This is a genomic window from Variovorax sp. P1_G12 (assembly GCF_056405555.1).
Map to the genome: position 1 here is coordinate 133827 of NZ_JBFUBW010000008.1, position 20176 is coordinate 154002.

General features: G+C 65.8%; 19 protein-coding genes and 1 tRNA gene. 10 read left to right on the top strand and 10 right to left on the bottom strand.

From position 1 onward, the window contains the following. The first annotated feature begins 138 nt into the window (after positions 1-138). From AC1D2O_RS11410 to AC1D2O_RS11420, 3 genes are all read left to right on the top strand, one after another. The gene (locus AC1D2O_RS11410) at positions 139-2547 is read left to right on the top strand and encodes a hypothetical protein (RefSeq protein ID WP_478157004.1); all 2409 of its coding nucleotides are present in this window, start codon (positions 139-141) and stop codon (positions 2545-2547) included. Then, entirely contained in the window at positions 2544-3995 is a 1452-nt protein-coding gene (locus AC1D2O_RS11415; RefSeq protein WP_478157006.1) for a hypothetical protein, read from the top strand. The genes AC1D2O_RS11410 and AC1D2O_RS11415 overlap by 4 nt, the downstream gene beginning before the upstream one ends. 218 nt (positions 3996-4213) lie before the next feature. Further along, positions 4214-5692 carry a hypothetical protein gene (locus AC1D2O_RS11420; protein WP_478090394.1) on the top strand — a complete coding sequence of 493 codons (1479 nt, stop codon included), beginning with the start codon at positions 4214-4216 and terminating at the stop codon, positions 5690-5692. A 104-nt stretch (positions 5693-5796) separates the two neighbouring features. On the opposite strand, the gene AC1D2O_RS11425 is transcribed toward AC1D2O_RS11420, so the two are convergent. The 8 genes from AC1D2O_RS11425 to AC1D2O_RS11460 form a co-directional block, all read right to left on the bottom strand. Continuing rightward, positions 5797-6468, bottom strand: coding sequence for a GntR family transcriptional regulator (locus AC1D2O_RS11425; RefSeq protein ID WP_478090393.1), 672 nt, complete (start codon positions 6466-6468; stop codon positions 5797-5799). Positions 6469-6550: 82 nt separating this feature from the next. Next, complete coding sequence (locus tag AC1D2O_RS11430; protein ID WP_478157008.1) at positions 6551-7831, bottom strand: FAD-dependent oxidoreductase; 1281 nt, start codon at positions 7829-7831, stop codon at positions 6551-6553. 154 nt (positions 7832-7985) lie between these two features. Then, complete coding sequence (locus AC1D2O_RS11435; RefSeq protein WP_478090391.1) at positions 7986-8252, bottom strand: (2Fe-2S)-binding protein; 267 nt, start codon at positions 8250-8252, stop codon at positions 7986-7988. Beyond that, the gene (locus AC1D2O_RS11440; protein ID WP_478157010.1) at positions 8249-9352 is read right to left on the bottom strand and encodes an NAD(P)/FAD-dependent oxidoreductase; all 1104 of its coding nucleotides are present in this window, start codon (positions 9350-9352) and stop codon (positions 8249-8251) included. The genes AC1D2O_RS11435 and AC1D2O_RS11440 overlap by 4 nt, the downstream gene beginning before the upstream one ends. Before the next feature lie 10 nt (positions 9353-9362). Beyond that, the gene (locus tag AC1D2O_RS11445) at positions 9363-10298 is read right to left on the bottom strand and encodes a 4-hydroxyproline epimerase (RefSeq protein ID WP_478090389.1); all 936 of its coding nucleotides are present in this window, start codon (positions 10296-10298) and stop codon (positions 9363-9365) included. 11 nt (positions 10299-10309) lie between these two features. Then, complete coding sequence (locus AC1D2O_RS11450; RefSeq protein ID WP_478090388.1) at positions 10310-11443, bottom strand: branched-chain amino acid ABC transporter substrate-binding protein; 1134 nt, start codon at positions 11441-11443, stop codon at positions 10310-10312. 47 nt (positions 11444-11490) lie between these two features. Next, positions 11491-12405, bottom strand: a complete 915-nt coding sequence (locus AC1D2O_RS11455) for a dihydrodipicolinate synthase family protein (protein WP_478090387.1) — start codon at positions 12403-12405, stop codon at positions 11491-11493. 239 nt (positions 12406-12644) lie between these two features. Continuing rightward, positions 12645-14165 (bottom strand): cryptochrome/photolyase family protein, encoded by a 1521-nt coding sequence (locus tag AC1D2O_RS11460; RefSeq protein ID WP_478090386.1) that lies wholly within the window; start codon positions 14163-14165, stop codon positions 12645-12647. Between AC1D2O_RS11460 and AC1D2O_RS11465 the strand changes: the two genes are divergently transcribed. The 7 genes from AC1D2O_RS11465 (at position 14164) to AC1D2O_RS11495 (ending at position 19383) form a co-directional block, all read left to right on the top strand. Continuing rightward, positions 14164-14763, top strand: coding sequence for a YqgE/AlgH family protein (locus AC1D2O_RS11465; protein ID WP_478090385.1), 600 nt, complete (start codon positions 14164-14166; stop codon positions 14761-14763). The two genes, AC1D2O_RS11460 and AC1D2O_RS11465, sit on opposite strands and share 2 nt — an antisense overlap. Positions 14764-14774: 11 nt before the next feature. Continuing rightward, positions 14775-15197 carry a Holliday junction resolvase RuvX gene (ruvX, locus tag AC1D2O_RS11470; protein ID WP_478090384.1) on the top strand — a complete coding sequence of 141 codons (423 nt, stop codon included), beginning with the start codon at positions 14775-14777 and terminating at the stop codon, positions 15195-15197. Then, on the top strand, positions 15194-15691 hold the full coding sequence (gene pyrR, locus AC1D2O_RS11475; protein ID WP_478157012.1) for a bifunctional pyr operon transcriptional regulator/uracil phosphoribosyltransferase PyrR: 498 nt from the start codon (positions 15194-15196) through the stop codon (positions 15689-15691). Before ruvX ends, pyrR begins: the two co-directional genes overlap by 4 nt. 85 nt (positions 15692-15776) lie before the next feature. Then, entirely contained in the window at positions 15777-16739 is a 963-nt protein-coding gene (locus tag AC1D2O_RS11480) for an aspartate carbamoyltransferase catalytic subunit (RefSeq protein WP_286370034.1), read from the top strand. A gap of 144 nt (positions 16740-16883) precedes the next feature. Beyond that, complete coding sequence (locus AC1D2O_RS11485) at positions 16884-18155, top strand: dihydroorotase (RefSeq protein ID WP_478090111.1); 1272 nt, start codon at positions 16884-16886, stop codon at positions 18153-18155. Beyond that, complete coding sequence (locus AC1D2O_RS11490) at positions 18155-18898, top strand: lysophospholipid acyltransferase family protein (RefSeq protein ID WP_478090110.1); 744 nt, start codon at positions 18155-18157, stop codon at positions 18896-18898. The genes AC1D2O_RS11485 and AC1D2O_RS11490 overlap by 1 nt, the downstream gene beginning before the upstream one ends. Before the next feature lie 176 nt (positions 18899-19074). Then, positions 19075-19383: a cell envelope biogenesis protein TolA gene (locus AC1D2O_RS11495; RefSeq protein WP_478090109.1), complete on the top strand. Its 309-nt coding sequence runs from the start codon at positions 19075-19077 to the stop codon at positions 19381-19383. A 184-nt stretch (positions 19384-19567) separates the two neighbouring features. On the opposite strand, the gene AC1D2O_RS11500 is transcribed toward AC1D2O_RS11495, so the two are convergent. Both AC1D2O_RS11500 and AC1D2O_RS11505 read right to left on the bottom strand, forming a co-directional pair. Further along, complete coding sequence (locus AC1D2O_RS11500) at positions 19568-19936, bottom strand: FHA domain-containing protein (protein WP_478090108.1); 369 nt, start codon at positions 19934-19936, stop codon at positions 19568-19570. Positions 19937-20056: 120 nt separating this feature from the next. Then, positions 20057-20131 (bottom strand) — tRNA-Arg (locus tag AC1D2O_RS11505). Positions 20132-20176 lie beyond the last annotated feature (45 nt).

The following is a 20176-nucleotide window of genomic DNA, read 5'->3' on the forward strand; positions in this document are numbered from 1 at the left end:
ATGTGGCAGCAACCTCTTGTTGCTGGCAAACGTGGCTCTGCGTGGGGCTGCAGTGCTGAAAAATTCAATATCGGATCAGATCGTTGAATATGGCGATATTTCGATGCCGTCGCCTAATACTTGAAAAGGGGCCAATGCGTGAATACAAAATCGATGGCAAGAGCCTTCCCCGTAAAAACATTTGGGAGTCGCATCGTTGGTTTCTTCCCGGGGCTTGGTAGTCGGGATGCATACCGGAATCTGGACCGGACCCTGTTGAATTGCAAAATGCCTGGCGTGTTGAAAATCTATTCGGAAGCCGCGCAGGCACTCGGCTGCGCTGGACGACTCGGCCAGCTGGTGCTAGTCCGGGAAAATCTTCCTGAAGGCCGTTTTGAGCGACAGGGATTCATTGGCGCCGCATTTCTGGTGCACAACTTGGCACTGGAGGCTTGGCTGAGGGCTGCGGCGGAGCAGTGCGCGGTGCCGCTGAGCTTCATGGCGTATACCGGCGAAAGCTTCGGCATCATTGCCGCCGCGGTTGCGAGTGGCGCACTCTCATGCGGCGACGGCATCAAGATTTCGCGGGCGTTCGTGCCATTACTGGTACAGGCGGCCGAAGGCGTTCGCGGCGACGAACCGTTTGCCCGGACCGTCGCTGCTTATTTGCCCGAATATTTGCAAGGAATCGCGCTGGTGCCAGAGCCGTTCCATGTTGTGGCGCTCAAGGGAGATCCCGCCGATCTGGCTAAGGCCCTGAAGGGGATCGGGATGTTCTATCCCCAGATGGACGTAGAAGTGCACAAGTTGTACTCGTGGAGGCAAACGAATATCTACGTCCGCTCCGGTATCAAGCCCGCCTTTAATCTATTCATGAAAAACTTCCCCGCCGTGCAGACGGAGGAGTTGAAATCACCGACCACTTTCTTGGCTCACTCCAGCCGTTTGCGTTGTGTTCGCCGCGCGCTGGAACGCTTCATTGATGAAAATGGCATCGTCTTCAAGGAGCCGCACACCCCGGTGATTTCCAACCACGGGGCTGGTTTGCTCACCAGCGCCGTCGAAGTGCGTAGCGCCGTGCTGGCCATGACAGACGAAATCATGACTTCCCGGACCACCGTGGAGACCCTGGCAAGCCTCAACCCGGATCTCGTCTTGGAACTGGGCTTGGGCGGCAAATCCGTGAAATTGCTGACCGACAACAACACCGAGATCCCGGTGATGGCTTGTACCGGAGCACCGGAGGAGACTGGTCTGCTGCTGCGCGCGGTGACGCTGCTTGAAAATCTGTTGGCCGAGATTGCGAATCTGCACAACCCGGATAGTCGCATGACCGCCCGGCACTACAACGTGCTGCGAGATCTGTTCCGGCTAGCTGCCACCAGTCCTTTCTGCGAGCGCTACCTGTATCGCAGCATGAGCCGCGTCATTACCAAAGAGATGCTCCGAATTGAGCGCCAGCGGTCGCTCGCCTTTTACCGATTTCTAGAGATTTTTCAGCACACCTGGCTTCACCGGGAAAGCATCGACGTTCACCAAGGTGAATTGATCCTGCAGGCGCATCTGAAGAAAAAGATCATCGGCGGCCAGGAACGGCTCGGTCAAGTCTATGCTGAGCTCAAGGTCATCGACGGCACGGGTGGCGTTACCGACCAGAGCGTGCGCAACATCGAGCACCCGGAACTGGTGGTGTTCCATTTCGGACCGCTTGCCGATCTGAAGCTGGCGGAGCTCTCCCGCCATACATTGCTCTTGTTGGATACGCAACCACTGGCGCGCGACATCTACGCTCAGGTTGCGCACAAACTCCGCATCGAAGATGCCGTGGCCGCAGCGTTGCCGGGGGGCGGCACGCTCACGGTCGAGCAATTGGCTATAAGCCACATCGTCTACCAATACGCGCTCTTCCATGTTTTGCGCCACTACCGCCCGGCCATCTTTGCCCAGCGCGACTATTTCCTTCAAGGAATCGACCTCATGGGCTGGTTGATCGCTTTGGCGGCATCGGGCGCAACGTCGCTGGCGGAAATCGTGGAACTGTACTGTGCTTGGCTCCGGGACGGGGCGGGTGGCAACGGCATGCAGGCCGCATTGGAGCAGCTGATCGCCTCGCTCGTGAAACCAGCAGTTCCCGTCATTTCGCGAGAAGGCATGCCGGTTTATGACAGAAAGACGCTGGAGGCCGCTACCCGCGGCGTGCTGCGCCGCGAGGGCGGGGAAGCCGAAGTGCACCATTTACATCTCAATGGAAACTGCCAAGTCATTTCGCTGGGATCTGCTTTGCTGCCGGGCCGGGTGAGCGCAGCGCCCCACAAATCGAATGTCATCTCCGTGCTTTCTCCGGTCGATCTCGGAAGGCGAGAGAACTCCGCCCTCGACACCTTTGAGGCGCTGTGCATCTCGACCCTGACCGCCGACAACGAAAAAGTGCTGCGCTACGCCCGAAGCCGCCGACTTCTCAGCAGTACTGTTTACACCTATGTCAACGTCGGTGAGCGGATTGTGGGTTTCGGCAAGGGCGGTAGCGAATCCATGACGATATTCCTCACAAGGGAGGCAATGGGATGACCATGTCCATCAGTTCTGAAGCGATGCGAATCCGGCGCGAGATTGTTGTACGCAAGATTCTGAGCGAGGCGCTGATCGCGGCACATTGGGATCAGGAAGGCGAAGGAGTGATGTTGCCGCCCTTCGCCAAGGCCAAGAAGCAGGCCGAGTACCTACAAGCGTTGCCGGATTCGTTGCGGCAATACTTCCCTGAGGTGTACTCCGTGCTGGAGCGGGACATTCCCATCCCCGCCCACTTGCAAAGGGATGGCAAGACCACCCACAAAGAAGTCATCTATGAAATGAGCTTCATTTCTGGTAAGGAGGTCAGCCGTTTCATCGAGGAGCATTCACCGCCGCCGGCGGTCATCGCTCGCCTCTACGAGCAGATCTATCGCTTCCTGGCGCAGCACGTGCATTCCGTGAAGCGCGCCCCAGCGCCAGGCAACACGCTGGATATCTCATATTTCAGAAAAATAGAGGATCGCCTCGGCTTGTGCCGGCGTACCGCACCCGGCACCTTCGACCGGAATTTCCTCGATTCCGAGTGGATCACTATCAATGGTCGTAGTTATTCAAATTTGCTCGCCATCGTAAAAAAATTTCGCACTCATCCGGAGTTTCTCGAAATTCTGGAGCCGCGATTTCATTCGCTCGTGATGGGAGACGCGAATACGGAAAATATCAAAATAGTGGATGTTCAGCCTCTGCTGCAAGTGCAGAAATTGATCGAAACTGGCGCGCAGGAAGCGGAAATAAATGCCGCTTTGAAGAACATCACAGCCGAATCTCTGGGAATCAAATTCCTCGATCCACGCGCCATCGGTTTCAAAAGCGAGGGCGGTAATACGCTGGATGACGCCATGTATGACAACAAGCCTTGGCACAACAGCCTCGCCCACTACGACGAAATTCATTATGAGCATTTCGAGCTGCAGGTTCAGCCCGAAGAAGGGCAAGCGCCGGAAATCACCATTACCTTCAATGAACAGAACCCGTTTCAGAACGCCTACCGCGTCAATGACTTGGCAGAGCGGCGCGGGACGGTGGACCGCACCGCGCCGCCGCAAGGAATAGAAGACTATTTCGGACCAGTCATGACCTCGGTGTATGCGCTCGATGACCCGACTTCCCCCTACCTGCAGGATGACCCCTATTGGTTGATCCGCTTCGTCTTCGTCATGGGCACCCACTTTGCCGCGATGCCGCCCTTTCACTTTCAGACTGAATTGGACGGGGCGCTACACGACACTTGGCAGACGCAACGCCGGCCGATCGCGATCTATTGCGAAGGCGTCAAATGGTTGAACTGGGCACTAGACATGCTGGAGGGTCGGCGCACGGAATTCCTCGGCGTGCCGGTTCCGCCACTGCCGCATCTGGTTCCGAACCCTCCCGGGCACGTGGCTGCGCGCTTGCACGGGGAGCATCCCGATGCTCCGCTGAAACGGGAAACGACTACGACCTGATGAGCCCAAAAAAGCGCAGAGGGGCGCCGAGTCTTCACCAAGCTGGAGCGCCACCCTTTCCGCCTTCGGGAGCGCCGCACAAGCCCCGAGATGGCTGGGGTTGCGGGGCTCGCCTATTTGAGGGGCACCCCCGCCCCGGGGGGGGGGACGCGCCGCAGGCTCTTAGCCGCGACACAGCCGTTCATTACACACAAACAACCACAAAAAAAGAGGCGCGCATGGTCAGTACTTCGCTGTTTTCGCCCGTGTTCGGGCTGAACGATCTATCCAATGAATCCCGCATTATTACCACCCCGTGGAGCCGCATCGTGCGCGGCATCGGCCTGGGGCAGTATCCGGTCGAGTACGATGCGGCCGTTGCGGGGCACATTCGCCATGCCTTCGGGCTGCTGACAGAAAAGGTCCCGGCCTCCAACGCTTATACGCTGTTCGCGCGCTTGCTGACCGAGCAGATCCTGATCGTGGTCGATCCAGCCAGCGATGTCGCCAGCGTGGCAGTCGAGTCCAGCCTCACCCCCTTGCTGCAAGCCGTGCGGGCGGAGGCGAATCCCTACTGGCGCCTCATGGCCGGTTGCATTCTTATCGACGCCTTTGCCAAGCTCGGTCTCAATCCGGCGCTGCTGAACAATGACAAGCTGGACTTTCCGGGCGAGCTGCTCGCCATGCTGGACGAGATCCAGCCGAACCAGATCAAGGATGAGAATGCCGGTCGCCACGGCGAATACGAGAAGCTTTCTGCCTTTGCCGCCGTGTTCATCGCCTTTGGCCAAGCCGGCGAGCAGGAGCGGCTGGTCGCGGGCAAGCGCAATTACATTTGCGAAGCGCTGAACGTGCTGGAGCGGATCCCGGCGCCGTTCTTCCGCGGGCGCGGTGGATCGATACTGTTTTCGGCGATTTCATTGCTTGGGTATGACGCATTGATGTTCGATGGTGACCGGGACTACATGCGCGAGGTGCTGGACTGTCTGGACCGGGCCGACGAGTTGAACAACCCGCCCGCGTTTCCCCAGGCAATGTCACCGGCGTTTCCGAAAATCTACCCGCTCCTCACGATGCTGAACGCCATCGCCATATCCGGGCGGCGAGAGTACCTCGCATACCGCAAAGACTGGCTCGCGGAAGCAAGGCAACTCCTGGCTGTCATAGGCCAAGTTGAACGCACCCACATGGGGCTGTACTACATCGTGGCACTACACAACCTGGGTCAACTGCACGACGAACTGCCGGACTTTAACGACTTTGTGACAAATTTCGTGGGGCAGTGGCGGCAAATCGATCCGAGCAAGAACTTCTTCCTGCATGGAATCGCGTACTCGTATCTGATCGAGACCGCCGTCGTCACTGGACGGACGGACCTGATCCCCGACGAGATGCTGGAGCGGCATGTCGATGCCTTTGCCGATATGACCCGCAATGACATGGAATGCGCCAGTCGCCCCTATCCGTTCGCCTATGCATTGAACATGCACGGCGAAATCGGCAGTGCAGATCGTCTCTTCGCGCCGCGAGCCCGCTACGACGGCCAATCAGCCATGGAGTGGATCGTGGGCAACCTTTCCCCAAACGGCGTAGCGGAGGGTAGCCGGCTCTATATGCTCAATCACGCACTGATCAGCTATGCCCTCCGGCTACGCGGCTGCCGGTCTGGAGAGACGGAGTTGTTCAGGCGTTTTCGCTTTCGGCTGACGGGTCAGTGAGTGTGATTGGTCAATTGATGATCGAATTCGGCGGCGGTCGACCAACAGGGCATCGATGGGCTTGCTCTGAACTGGAGCATCGTCAAGCCAAGGAAATCGGCGCGCTACTTGTCGATCACCCGGCGCGCGAATCGCTCCAGGTAGTCCATCAGCCGATTGGCGCCGGCGACCGCCGCCGCTTCGTCGCAGGTCGCGATCCCCTGCGCAAGCTCCATGTGCGCGTTCGCGCCTTCGGTGATGTCGCCTTCATGCTGGTAGGCATACCAGAAGCGCCGGCACTGGACGATCAACGGCACGACGGCCTTGACCGCGGAGTCGTTGTGGCTCGCCCGATGATTGGCTTGGTCGAGTTCCTGGTCGGCCAGCATGTAGTCGTCGAGGTTGCCGCGCGCGGCCGCTTTCACCATTCGCTCGGCGCAGCGCACGATTTCCTTGCGCTGGACGACGGTGGCGCGGCGCGCCGAGCAGGCGGCGATCAGGTTTTCGAGCACCCTGCGTGTCTGGACCACGTCGAGATGGTCCGCCAGAACGATCTGGGAGACCAGCAGTCCGCGTCGGGGCTGCTGCACGATGAGGCCGATCGAGATCATGCGCAGCAGCGCTTCGCGCACCGGGGTGCGGCCGAGACCCGTGGAGTCGGCGATGTCGGCTTCGACCACTGGGCTGCCGGGCTCGAGTTGCAGTGTCGAGATCAGCGTCTCGATGGCGTCATAGGCCAAATCCGCCGCGCGCCGCTTGGGTGCGGTCGCTTGGGACGATTTCAAGGCGAGGGGCATGGTCGGAGGCGGCGTGCTGTGGAAGTTTGCGGGGAATTGTCCGCCCAACCCGGGTGAGGCCTGCAGGCTGGGCATGGCGTGTTCAGTCGGAATGGGAATTCGAAATGCCCGCCAGCGTCGCAATGCGGGCCGGCGAGAACGGGGGGCGCGGTTCGGGCGCTGTCCAGCCGAAGAGAATCTGCGCCGCCGCACCACAGACACGGCCCTGGCATGCGCCCATGCCGCAGCGACTGTGCAGCTTGGCCTCGGTCCAGCCGGCGCAGGGCGCCAGTGCCGCATACGGCACGTCTTCACAGCGGCACACGAGGGTGTCGGGCGCGGGTAGCCGCCTGAGTGCGGGGGACAGCGCAAAGCTGCGCTGCAACTGCGCGGCGAAGGCGTTCCAGCGCGCGCGTTCGGGCCCGCAGGCTTGCGCCGCGGCGGCATGGCCGACGGCCGCGTGACCGGCGATCGCGCCCTGCACCAGCGCGCGCTCGCTGCCGCCGATGCCGGTGCACTCGCCCGCCGCGTAGATGTCGGCCACCGAGCACTGCTGCATGCCATCGACGGCCAGCGCCTGCATGCCGCCTGCGACCGGCGCCATGGCGCAGCCCAGCGCCCGGCCGAGCTCCGTGTTCGGCACCAGACCGAAGCCGCAGGCGATGCGTTCGCAGGCCATGTCCGTCTGGCGGCCGCCGCGCTGGATGCGCGCTGCGCTGACCCGGCCGCTGCCCAGGGCCGCGACGACCTGCGCGCCGGTTCGGTACTGCGGGTCGACCAGGGGCAAGGCCTGCGCGAACTTGCCCGGCCAGCCGGCCAGCCGCAGCGCGAACCCGGCGACCGCTGCGAAGCCGGCTTGTTCGGCAATGCGCACGACCTGCGCGCCGGCCTGGCGTGCGGCGGCTGCGGCGGCCAGCAGCAGCGGACCGCTGCCGGCCACCACGATGCGCTCGCCCGCCACGGGCAAGCCGGACTTGATGAGGGCCTGCAGCGCGCCCGCACCGGTGACGCCGGGAAGCGTCCAGCCCGGAAACGGCAGCAGCAATTCGCGGGCGCCGGTGCACAGGATGAGCTTCTTCCATCGCAGCCGCCAGCCGCGTTGCGCATCCTCCAGCAACAGTTCGTTCGGACCGGTCGCGGCGACGATGCGCGTCCCGCTGCAGATCCGCACGTGGGCGCAACGGGAGACCGCATCGCGCCATTTCACGGCGGCCGCAGGCAGGTGCGCGCCGGGTCCGTCGCGCCAGATCTGGCCGCCCGGCGCCGGGTTGTCGTCGACCACCACGATGCGGGCGCCGCTGGGCGCAGCGGCCACGGCCGCGGCCATGCCGGCCGGCCCTGCGCCGATGATCAGAACGTCGCAGTGCTCGGTCAGCGCGCTCATCAATTTTCCACCATGCGATCGCGTGACCCGCGACGCATGAAACCGGCGCAGCCAGAGGCCAGGAACACCGCGGAACCGGCTCCGCCGGGCCGCTGGTGTTGCCCCCTTGAGGGGGAGGCGGCTACACGAAGTGAGCCGGCAACGGGGGTGGGTTTCATCGCAGCGTCTCCACCCGCATGCCCTCGGCACAAGCGGTCTGGCAGGCCAGGCGTCGCCGGCCATCGATGTCGACCCGGCATTCCTGGCAGATGCCCATGCCGCAGAAAGGCGCACGGGCCTCGCCCCGCACCGAATGGCGCGCGGTTCCCAGGCCGCAGGCGTCGGCGATGCGCAGTGCCGAGGCGACCGAACTGCCCGCGGGAACGGACACCGGCCAGCCATCGATGTGCAGGGCCAGCATGGCCGGCGCGGTTGTCCTCATGCGGCCTCCAGGAAGCGCGTCGGGGCGTAGGGCGCGGGGTCGAAAGCCGGCGTGCCTCCGGTCATGAGGGCGGCCAGCAGATCGGCGCTGCCGGTGGCCGTGGTGACGCCCAGGCCTTCATGGCCGACGGCCAGCCAGAGCCTGTCATGCCGGGGATGCCGGCCCAGCAGCGGCAGTCCGTCGGGCGTGGCGGCGCGCAGCCCGGTCCAGGCGCGAATCGCGTTGAGTTCCGCCAGGCCCGGCATGTAGCCCAGTGCGCGCTGCAGCATCTGCGCCAGCATGGCCGCTTCCACGGCAGGGTCTGTGGTGTCGAACTGGCGCGAGGAGCCCAACAGCAACTGGCCGGTTGGTCGGGGTTGCAGGTTGAACGCGACCGAGGGTCCGTCGCTGTGGTGCGCGCTCGTCACATAGCCCAGTTCGACCAGTTGGTGGTGCACGGTGCCGGGGTAGCGGTCGGTGATCAGCAGGTGGCCCTTCTTGGGCCTGATCGGCAGTTCCGGACACAGCGTGGTGGCCTGGATGCCGTTGGCCAGCAGGATGTGGGGCGCATGGCGGCGGCTGCCGTCGGCGAGCCGGACGCCGTCCTCTTCGATCGCCACCACCTCGGCGCGTTCGACCTCGACGCGGCCGTCGGTGTGCGCGAGCAGCCAGCGCGCTGCGTTGGGCGCATAGACGATGCTGTCGCCGGGCACCTCGAGTGCGCCCGTCAGACCGGAGCGCAGCGCGGGCTCGGCCGCGGCCAGCGCGTCGGCCCCCAGCAGGCGGCAGCCGATGCCGTGATCGGCAAGGCGCGCGCGCTTGTCCTCGGCGGCCGCCATCTCGTCGTCGTTGGCGGCCAGCCAGAGCGTGCCGCAGCGCGTGAACGCGCAGTCGCTGCCCATCCGCGGCGCCAGCGCATGCCACAGCGCGAGCGAGTGCCGGCAGAGCGCGAGTTCGGCCGGGTTGTCGTCCATCAGCACCAGGTGCCCCATGCCGGCGCCCGTCGCTCCGCCCAGGCCGGCATCGACCACTCTCACCTGAAGGCCGGCCTGAGCCAGCGCATGGGCACAGGCCGCGCCCACGATGCCGGCGCCAATCACGAGAACGTCGTCGGCTTTCATCTGCGATGCTTCAGGGGCGGATGCCCCAGCCGAAGGGGTCGTCGTCCTCGATCAGGAGCGTGGCTTCGGCGCTGATGTGGGCGCGGCCGCGAAGGGTCGGAACGACCCGCCCATCGGCCAGTTCGTAGCTGGCCTCGAAGCGACTGCCGATCACGCTGGCCTGGCGCCAGACTTCGCCTGGTGCCAGCTTTCCGACGGCTGCGAGGCAGGCGATCTTGGCGCTCGTGCCCGTGCCGCACGGCGAGCGGTCATAGGCCAGGCCGGGGCAGAGCACGAAGTTGCGGCTGTCTGCGCCCTGGTCGTCGTCGGCGAACAGCTCGATGTGGTCGATCTCCGCCCCATCGGCACCCTGGATGCCCAGCGCCGCCAGTGCATGACGCAGGGCCGACGCATAGCTGGTGAGCGCGGCCAGGTTGTCGCTCGCCACGCGCTGCCCATGATCGCTCGCCAGGAAGAACCAGTTGCCGCCCCAGGCCACGTCGCCATGCACCATGCCATGGCCCGGCACGGCCACCGCGACCTGATGCAGGTGCCGGTAGGCGGCGACGTTGCGCACGCTGACCTGGCCGTCCTCGTGCAGCGTTGCCGTCACCGTGCCCACCGGGGTCTCGATGCGGTGGCTGCCGGCGCCGATGCGGCCCATGTGGGCCAGGCTCGCGACCAGGCCGATGAGGCCGTGCCCGCACATGCCGAGATAGCCTGCGTTGTTGAAGAAGATCACGCCCGCCGCGGCATCGGATGCCACGGGTTCGCACAGCAGCGCGCCGACCACGACGTCGCTGCCGCGCGGTTCCAGCACCGTGGCGCAGCGCCACGCGTCGTGCGCGCCGGCCAGCAGCGCGCGGCGTTCGGCCATGCTGCCGCCGCCGAGATCGGGAAACCCGCCGATGACCAGCCGGGTGGGCTCGCCGCCCGTGTGTGAGTCGATGACCTGGATGCGTTGCATGGCCGTGCTCCTCAGTAGCTGTCGAGCGGCACCGGCGCGGCGTTCCTGAAGGTGAACACCGTGATGGGCGCCTGCTTCAGGTTGCCCTTGTCGTCGTAGCTGTAGCTGGCAGCCACGCCTTTGTAGGTCGCCTTGTAAAGTTCCGCGCCTACCTTGTCGGGGTCGACCGAGTTGGCCTTCTGCATGGATTCGCCGATGAACATGAGCTGGTCGTAGTACGAGGCCGCATAGGCGTCGGCATCGACATTGAAGCGCTTCTTGAACTTCGCCTTGAAGGCCGGGCCGCTCACTGCCTTCTCGAGGATCGAGCCGCCCTGGGCGCAGAAGACGGCGTCGTTGACCGCATCGCCGCCCAGCTTGCCCATCTCCGGACTGCACAGCGTGTCGCCGCCGAGCAGCTTCGCGGCGATCCCGAGCTGCTTCATCTGGCGCGCCATGGGTGCGCCCTGCGGTGCGTAGCCGCCGAAGAAGATCGCTTCGGGCTGCCTGGCCTTCAGGTTGGTCAGGATGGCGGTGAAGTCGACCGCCTTGTCGGTGGTGAACTCCTGCCGCACCATGGTGAGGCCCTGCGCCTTCGCCTCCTTGGTGAACTCCTCCGCCAGGCCCTGGCCGAACGCGGTGCGGTCGTCGATCACGCCCACCGTCTTCACCTTGAGCACCTTGGCCGCATAGACCGCCATGGCGGAGCCGATCTGGTTGTCGCTCGCGATGATGCGGTAGAGGTTCTTGTAGCCGCCCTGCGTCACCTTGGGGTTGGTGCCCACGGTGGACAGCAGCACCCCCCCGTCGCTGTAGACCCGCGAAGCAGGAATGGCCACGCCTGAACAGTAGGGCCCCATGACGAACTTGATGCCCTCGTCCGCGAACTTCTGCGCGACGCTGACGCCGGTCTTGGCGTCGCACTGGTCGTCCTCGGAATGCAGCTCGAACTTCAGCGTCTTGCCGCCGACCACGATCTTCTTCGCGTTGAGCTCCTCGATGGCGAGACGCGCGCCGTTTTCGTTGTCCTTGCCCGCATAGGCGTTGGGGCCCGACAGCGGACCGCTGTGGCCGATCTTGACCACCTGCTCCTGGGCCTGCGCGGGACCCGCGAGGGCGAGTAAGGCGAGGCCGAGAAGCGGAATCGTGTGTGCGACGGTCTTCATGCTTTTTCCTTGGTTGGGAGGCGGTGAATGGGCGGCTTGGAACGGATTCAGCTGACCGATCGGTATTCGGGCGGCCGGGTCGCGAGCGCTTGCCTCACGACCTTTTCGATGAATGCCCGCTCTTCGCCGACCAGCGGCAGGCGCGGGCGGCGCATGTGCTCGGTGCCGACACCGGCCAGCAGGTCGATCAGCTTGAGGTTTTGCACCAGCTTGGTCGAGACGTCCAGGTGCAGCATCGGCGTCATCCACTGGTACAGCTTGAGCGCTTCGGCAAACCGGCCCGCCTTCATCAAATCGTAGAGCGCCACGGTTTCGCGCGGGAAGGTGCAACCGACGCCCGCCAGCAGGCCATCGCAGCCCAGCGCCAGGCCTTCGAAGGCCAGGTCGTCGACGCCGAGGAACAACTGGTAGCGGTCGCCCAGCAGATTGCGCAGGTCGGTGATGCGGCGGGTGTCGCCACAGCTTTCCTTGATGGCGACGATCCATTCGCAGTCGGCCAGTTCGGCCATGTGCGCGGGCAACAGGTCGACCCGGTAGGCGATCGGGTTGTTGTAGACCATCACCGGTTTTTGCGCTGCGTTGGCCATGGTGCGCACGTTCAGCATGGCTTCGCGCGCGTCGGCCACGTAGATGACCGAGGGCATCACCATGAAGCCGGCCACGCCGAGCTTGTTGGCGCCGTCGATGTAGCGCAGCGCTTCGCGCGTGCTGGTCTCGGAGACGTTGGCCAGCACCGGCACGCGGCCATCGCTCGCGTCCAGCGCGATCCTCGCGACGTCCAGCTTTTCCTCGAGCGTCAGGGTGCTGGCTTCGCCCAGGGAGCCGCAGGTGACGATGCCGTGGACGCCGTTGCGGATCTGGAAGTCGATGTGCTTCGCGGTGCCTTCGGCATCGATGCGCTCGTCGGCGTGGAACTTGGTGGTGACGGCAGGGAAGATGCCTTGCCAGCGGGGATGGTTCATTGCGGTGCTCCTGCAAATGGTGAGAGGGCGAAGTGAGTTGTTAATATATTAGAAAGATATTTGAAATATCTTCTCAGGGTTTCCATCAGCTTGATGGATGGGGGCTTGCGTGAATGGCAAGGCGTGGGGCCGCACAGCCCGGGCGCTCCAAAAGCACAAAGCCCGCAGCAAGCGGGCTCTGGACAATCACTCGAGGGATGGAAGTCGGCGAGCAGCTGCGGGCTCGCCGGGCGCCTGCCCTATGACCGGAGCCGACCGTTTCCCGCCGCGCGCTCCGCCTGCCGCACCACTCCATAGCGCTGCAGCGTGCGCTCGCGCGCCTCGGCGTGGTCGACCACCGGCTTCGGGTAGTTCACGCCGAGTTCGACGCCCGCCGCCAGCAGTTCGACCGGTTTGGCGGTCCAGGGTGCATGGAGCGCGCCGTCCGACAGCTTCGCGAGCTGCGGCACGTAGCGGCGGATGAACTTACCCTCGGGGTCGAAGCGTTCGCTCTGCGTGACCGGGTTGAAGATCCGGAAATAGGGCTGGGCGTCGCAGCCGCTCGAGCTTGCCCATTGCCAGCCGCCGTTGTTCGAGGCCAGCTCGAAGTCGTTCAGGTGCAGGGCGAAATAGCGCTCGCCGCGCCGCCAATCCAGCCCCAGGTCCTTGCAGAGAAAGCTCGCGACCACCATGCGCAGCCGGTTGTGCATGTAGCCGGTCTGGTTGATCTGCGCCATCGCGGCATCGACCAGCGGATAGCCGGTGCGGCCCTGGCACCAGGCGTCGAACAGCTGGTCGGCGTGCTTGCCATGGTGCCATTGGATCTTGTCGTACTCGGGCCGGAAGCTGTGCGATTCGCCGCCTTCGGCCACGCGCGGGTGGTGGGCCAGGATCTGGAAATAGAAGTCGCGCCAGATCAACTCGCCGAGCCAGGTCGCCGCGCCGCCATTGCCCTGCTGCGACAGCGGGTATGCCAGGCCTGCGAGCTGGCGGATCGAGACGGTGCCGAAGCGCAGATGGACGCCGAGGTAGCTCGGGCCGCGCACCGAGGGGAAGTCGCGCGCCGTGTCGTAGCGGTCGATGCGCTGCAGGAAGTCGCCCAGCAGCGCGGCGCCGCCCTGGCTGCCGGTCGGGATCTCGAGTCCGGACAGGTTGGTCTTCTCGAAGCCCAGCGCGGCCAGCGTCGGCACCGGCGCGCGCAGCGCGTGGGGCGGCGGCGCCAGCGCCTCGGCGTGGCTGCGAACCGGATACGGCTTGAGATAGAAGGCGTCGACCTTGGCCAGCCAGGCGCGCTTGTAGGGCGTGAAGACGGTGTAGGGCTGCCCGGCCTGCGCCAGCAGCTCGTCGCGCTCGAAGATGGCCTGGTCCTTGTAGGTGTGGAAAGCCACGCCGGCGTTGGCCAGCGCGCCCAGCACCCTGGCGTCGCGGTCGAGTGCGCCGGGTTCGTCGTCGCGGTTTGCGAACACCGCCTGCGCTTCCAGGCTGCGCGCCAGTTGCGCGATCTCGTCCTCGGCCGCCGCGTGGCGCACGATCAGCCCGCCGCCCAGCGCCTCGAGCTCCGCCTGCAGCTCCACCAGGGACTCGCGGATGAATTCCACGCGCCGGTCGGCGCGGGGCAGGGGGTCGAGGATCGCGCGGTCGAAAACGAACACGCAGACCACCTGCCGGCAGGCCCGCAGGGCCTGGTAGAGCGCCGCGTTGTCGTCCACGCGCAGATCGCGCCTAAACCACATGAGGCCCCTGGGATAGATTTTGTCGACGGCCAGTAAAATCGGCGGCATGGCCTTCGATTCTGCCCCCATGAACCTCACGCATCATTTCCTGATTGCGATGCCGGGTCTGGAAGACAAGGCATTCAGCCGCAGCGTGGTCTACCTGTGCGAGCACAGCGAGCGCGGCGCCCTGGGCCTGGTGATCAACAAGCCCAGCGACATCAACCTCAAGGTGCTGTTCGAGAAGATCGAGCTGCACCTGTCGCGCCCCGAGCTCGGCAACGCGCCCGTGTTCCAGGGCGGCCCGGTGCAGACCGAGCGCGGCTTCGTGCTGCACGAGCCGGTGTTCGCGGACGCCGACAAGCCCAACGAGTCGGTCTACGCCTCGACCATGACGATCCCGGGCGGCCTCGAGATGACCACCTCCAAGGACGTGCTGGAAGCGATGGCCACCGGCGCCGGCCCGCGCAAGGTGCTGGTCTCGCTCGGCTACGCGGCCTGGGGCGAGGGCCAGCTCGAATCCGAGCTGGCCGAGAACAGCTGGCTCACGGTGGGCGCCGACCCGGCCGTGATCTTCGACACGCCGGTCGAGCAGCGCTACGACAAGGCCTTGTCGCTGCTGGGCCTGGAGGCCTGGACGCTGTCGCCCGATGCGGGGCACGCATGAGCGTTCCGGCGATGCCTGACCGCGCTGTTCCTGCTCTGTCCGTCCCCTCCCATTTCCAAAGCTTCCTGGCCTTCGACTACGGCCAGAAGCGCACCGGCGTCGCGAGCGGCAACCGGCTGCTGCGCACGGCCACGCCGCAGGCCACCATCAAGGCCGAGGGCGATGCCCGCTTCGCGCAGGTCGAAGCCCGGATCCGCGAATGGCAGCCCGACGCGCTGGTGGTCGGCGTGCCCTTCCACCCCGACGGCGCACCGCACGACAACACCCGCGCCGCCCAGCGTTTCGCCCGGCAGCTCCATGGCCGCTTCCATCTGCCGGTGTACGAGGTCGATGAGCGCTACAGCACCACCGAGGCGCTGGCCGGCGGCGCGCGCGACGCCGATGCCGCGTCGGCCTGCATCATCCTTGAACAGTTCCTGAGGAGTCTCCCGTGAACGCAATCCCCGACGCCGAAGCGCTCTATGTCGAGCTGCTGCGCGGCGTCCAACCCCTCATGCGCCCGGACACCCGGCTGGTCGGCATCACCTCGGGCGGCGCCTGGCTGGTCGAGCGGCTGCAGAAGGACCTGGGCCTGGCCGGCACGCCCGGCATCATCTCCTCGGCCATGCACCGCGACGATTTCGCCCGCCGCGGCCTGGCCGCCAGCGCCCAGACCACGCTGCCCTTCGACGTCAACGGCGCCGACGTGCTGCTGCTCGACGACGTGCTCTACACCGGCCGCACCATCCGCGCGGTGCTCAACGAGCTGTTCGACTTCGGCCGCCCGGCCTGCGTGCGGCTGGCGGTGCTGATCGACCGCGGCGGCCGCCAGCTGCCAGTGGCGGCCGATTTCGCGGCGCAGAAGCTGGCGCTGCCTGCGACGCAGTTGCTGGCCCTGGCCCGCAGCGACAGCGGCGCCTTCGCGTTCAAGGTAGAAGAAAGCAAATGAACCACCCCCACGCTCATCACTTCGTGTATTCGCTGCCCCCCGAGGGGGCGCAGGCCTCCCTTGGGGCGGCCCGGGGGGAGGCCTGATGCTCTACAAACGCAACCCCCAACTCAACAAGAACGGCGAGCTGATCCACCTGCTGTCGATCGAGGGCCTGCCCAAGGACATCGTCACCCACATCCTCGACACCGCGGCCAACTTCACGAGCGTCAGCGACCGCGAGGTCAAGAAGGTGCCGCTGTTGCGCGGCAAGAGCGTGTTCAACCTGTTCTTCGAGAACTCGACGCGCACCCGCACCACCTTCGAGATCGCGGCCAAGCGGCTGTCGGCCGACGTGATCAATCTCGACATCGCGCGCTCCTCGGCGACCAAGGGCGAGTCGCTGCTCGACACCATCGCCAACCTGAGCGCGATGGCCGCCGACCTGTTCGTGGTGCGCCACAGCGAGTCGGGCGCGCCCTACCTGATCGCCCAGCACGTGGCGCCGCACGTGCACGTGGTGAACGCGGGCGACGGGCGGCATGCGCACCCGACGCAGGGCCTGCTCGACATGTACACGATCCGCCACTACAAGAAGGACTTCTCCAACCTGACGGTGGCGATCGTCGGCGATGTGCTGCATTCGCGCGTGGCGCGCTCCGACATCCACGGGCTCACCACGCTGGGCTGCGCCGAGGTGCGCGTGGTCGGCCCCAAGACCCTGGTGCCGTCGGACATGGCGCAGATGGGCGTGCGCGTGTGCCACACGCTCGAGGAAGGCATCAAGGACTGCGACGTGATCATCATGCTGCGGCTGCAGAACGAGCGCATGAGCGGGGCGCTGCTGCCTTCGTCGCAGGAGTTCTTCAAGACCTTCGGCCTGACGCCCGAGAAGCTGCAGCTCGCCAAGCCGGATGCGATCGTGATGCACCCGGGACCGATCAACCGCGGCGTCGAGATCGACTCGGCGGTGGTCGACGGCCGCCAGAGCGTGATCCTGCCGCAAGTCACTTTCGGCATCGCCGTGCGAATGGCGGTCATGAGCATCGTCGCAGGTAACGAAGCATGAAATGGCGGGTGCTCGGCTACTGCGCGCCCCGATCTCGCGCCTGCGCTGCTCGCCGTACGCGTGTACGGGCGCTGCGCGACGCGACCTCGGGCCGCTCGCTACGCCGCTCCCCCGCCATTTCCCGTCGCTGAGTAGAGAACCAACATGAATATTCTTATCGTCAACGGGCGCGTGGTGGACCCGGCTTCGAACCTCGACCGCCAGGCCGACATCGCGATTGCCGACGGCGTCGTGCAGGCCATCGGCGATGTCTCGCCCGAGTTCCGGCCCGAGCGCACGCTCGACGCCCAGGGCTGCCTCGTCGTGCCCGGCCTGGTCGACCTGGCGGCGCGGCTGCGCGAGCCCGGCTACGAGCACGAAGGCATGCTCGAGAGCGAGATGGGCGCGGCCGTTGCCGGCGGCGTCACCAGCCTGGTCTGCCCGCCCGACACCGACCCGGTGCTCGACGAGCCGGGGCTGGTCGAGATGCTCAAGTTCCGGGCCGAGAAGATGCAGCGCGCGCGCCTGTTCCCGCTCGGTGCGCTGACGCGCGGGCTGGCCGGCGAGGTGCTGACCGAGATGGCCGAGCTGACCGAGGCCGGCTGCATCGGCTTCGGCCAGGCCGAGGTGCCGCTGGGCAACACGCAGGTGCTGCAGCGTGCGCTGCAGTACGCGAGCACCTTCGGCTACACGGTGTGGCTGCGGCCGCAGGACCGCGACCTCGGCCGCGGCGTCGCCGCCAGCGGGCCGCTGGCGACGCGCCTCGGGCTGTCGGGCGTGTCGGTCGCGGCCGAGACCATCGCCATCTTCACCATCGTCGAGCTGATGCGCAGCACCGGCGCCCGGGTGCACCTGTGCCGCCTGTCGAGCGCGGCCGGGGTCGCGCAGGTGCGCGCGGCCAAGGCCGAGGGCCTGCCGATCAGCTGCGACGTCAGCATCAATTCGCTGCATCTGGCCGACACCGACATCGGTTTCTTCGACAGCCGCGCGCGCCTCAACCCGCCGCTGCGCCAGCAGCGCGACCGCGACGCGCTGTCGGCCGGACTGGCCGACGGCACCATCGACGCGCTGGTGTCCGACCACACGCCGGTGGAAGCCGATGCCAAGACGCTGCCCTTCGCCGAAAGCGAGCCCGGCGCGACCGGTCTCGAGCTGCTGCTGCCTCTGGCGCTGCTGTGGGGTGAGCAGAGCGGCGCCGGTCTGCGGCGCGCGATCGAGGTCGTGAGCGCCGCGCCGGCGCGGCTGCTGAACGCCGAAGGCGTGGGCCGGCTGGCCGCGGGAGGTGCGGCCGACCTCTGCGTGGTCGACCCGACGCACGAGTGGCTGGTGCGGCCCGAGACGCTCAAGAGCCAGGGCAAGCACACGCCCTTCGGCGACTACGCGATGCGCGGCCGAGCCCGTTTCACGCTCGTTGGCGGGCGGGTGGTGCACGGCTGATGCACGGCCTGTCCGCCAGCTTGAAGCTGCTGCGCGCGATCGCGCACGCGTTGGCCGGCTGGTGGACCATCCGGATCCGGTTTCCCCGGCTTTCGCCCGCGGAGCGCGAACAGCATGTCCAGCAATGGGCCGAGCGCATGCTGAACCTGATGGGCGTCCGCCTCACGGTGCTGGGCACACCGCCCACGCAGGGGCCGGTGCTGGTGGTGTCGAACCATCTGTCCTGGCTGGACATCCTGGCGATCCATGCGGCGCGCCATGTGCGCTTCGTTTCCAAGGCAGGGGTGGGCCAATGGCCGCTGATCGGCACCCTGTCGACCGGCGCCGGCACGCTCTACATCGAGCGCGAGCGCCGGCGCGATGCGGTGCGCGTGGTGCATCACATGACCGAGGCGCTGCGCGCAGGCGATGTGATCGCCGTCTTTCCCGAGGGCACCACCAGCGACGGCGGCGGCCTGCTGCCCTTCCACGCCAACCTGCTGCAGGCGGCGATCTCGGCCGGCGCGCCGGTGCAGCCGGCCGCGCTGCGCTTTGCCGATGCGACCAGCGGCGAAACCAGCCATGCGCCGCGCTACATCGGCGACGACAACCTGGTGAGCTCGCTGTGGGCCACGCTGAAGGCGCCGCCGCTGCTGGCGATCGTGCGATTCGGCGAGCCCCAGTCATCGCTGGGCCGCGATCGCCGCGTCTGGGCGAAGACCTTGCACACCGACGTCCAGGCGCTGCGCCGCGAACTGAGCTAGTGCTTTCGCCAAAAGTCAGTCGCGTGGCCTCCCGCGCGAGTTGTTGTTTGAGGGGGATTTCATGGGCGATTTGCACCAAGTGCTTATATCCATCAAGCGATCATGGCCTTATGCTGCCGCTGGCCTTCCTGCCCCCTGCAGGAGGCTTTCACTCGAAAAACTCTCTGAGGAACCCCATGAGCAAAATTCTCGCCATCATGATCGCCGGCCTCTTCGCCGCGGGCGCCCACGCGCAAGCCCCCAAGGGCGCCTCGTCGGAAAGTGCTCCGATCATGAACAGCAAGCCCCAGGAGCGCGCCGAAGCCAAGGTCGACGCCCGGCCGCAGGGCAACATCAAGCCCGTGGGCGGCGACACCCTGAACACGCCCGAGGGCGGTGCGATCGGCACCGGCAAGTCCGCCGCCGCGGGCCAGAAGCGCGAAGCCACGCGCAACGCCCGTCATCCGAACCGCAAGGTGAACCCGCAGGGCGGCACGCCGAACTGATCCGCCACCGGGCGCCGGAACGGGGCATGGCGCCGAGCGCGCCGTTGGCGCCCTAGCTCCGGCCGGAACCGGCTTGCAGCGGCGTCAGCGCCTTGCGAGCCTTGGTATGGGCGAGCGCGTCTTCACGCTCGCGGGCTGCGCCGCCGCTCCGTAGTCCTGCGGGCCCTCGATGCCGGGGATCCGGTCAGGCCCGGGCCAGCGAGGTTTCGCGACTGCGGTCGAGGTCCGCCAGAAGTTCCGGGGTCGTCATGAGGCGCATGGCGTCGACTTCGGAGGATTCGTCGCCGTGCGAGAGGAAGCGGAGCTTGAAAGTACCGATCGAGACTTCGTCGCCGCTGGCCAGGACGAACGACTGCACTTTGACGCTGTTGACGTAAACGCCGTTGCGGCTGCCGAGGTCGTGGATCGTTGCGAACGGACCGTCCATCGTGACGACGGCGTGTCGCCGGCTCACCTGCATCGAGTCGAGCGCAATGTCGTTGGTCGAAGCCCGACCGATGGTGGTTTCCCCCGTGAACAGGGCAACCTGCTTGGTCCTGGCGGGACCCTTCATCAGAATTAGTTTCGGCATGCGTCCCCAGCTCTCCGATATGTAACACATTATTGTTACATCAAACGGCGGGGCTGCCTGATCGGAAGCTGAACAACGGCCGCAAGCCGTTGCGATATTGCCTGGTGCCCTCGACAGGAATCGAACCTGTATCTGAGTCTTAGGAGGACCCCGTTCTATCCATTGAACTACGAGGACCAGAGCGACCGAACTTTACCAGTTCGCCCCGCCGTCCCTCCGTTC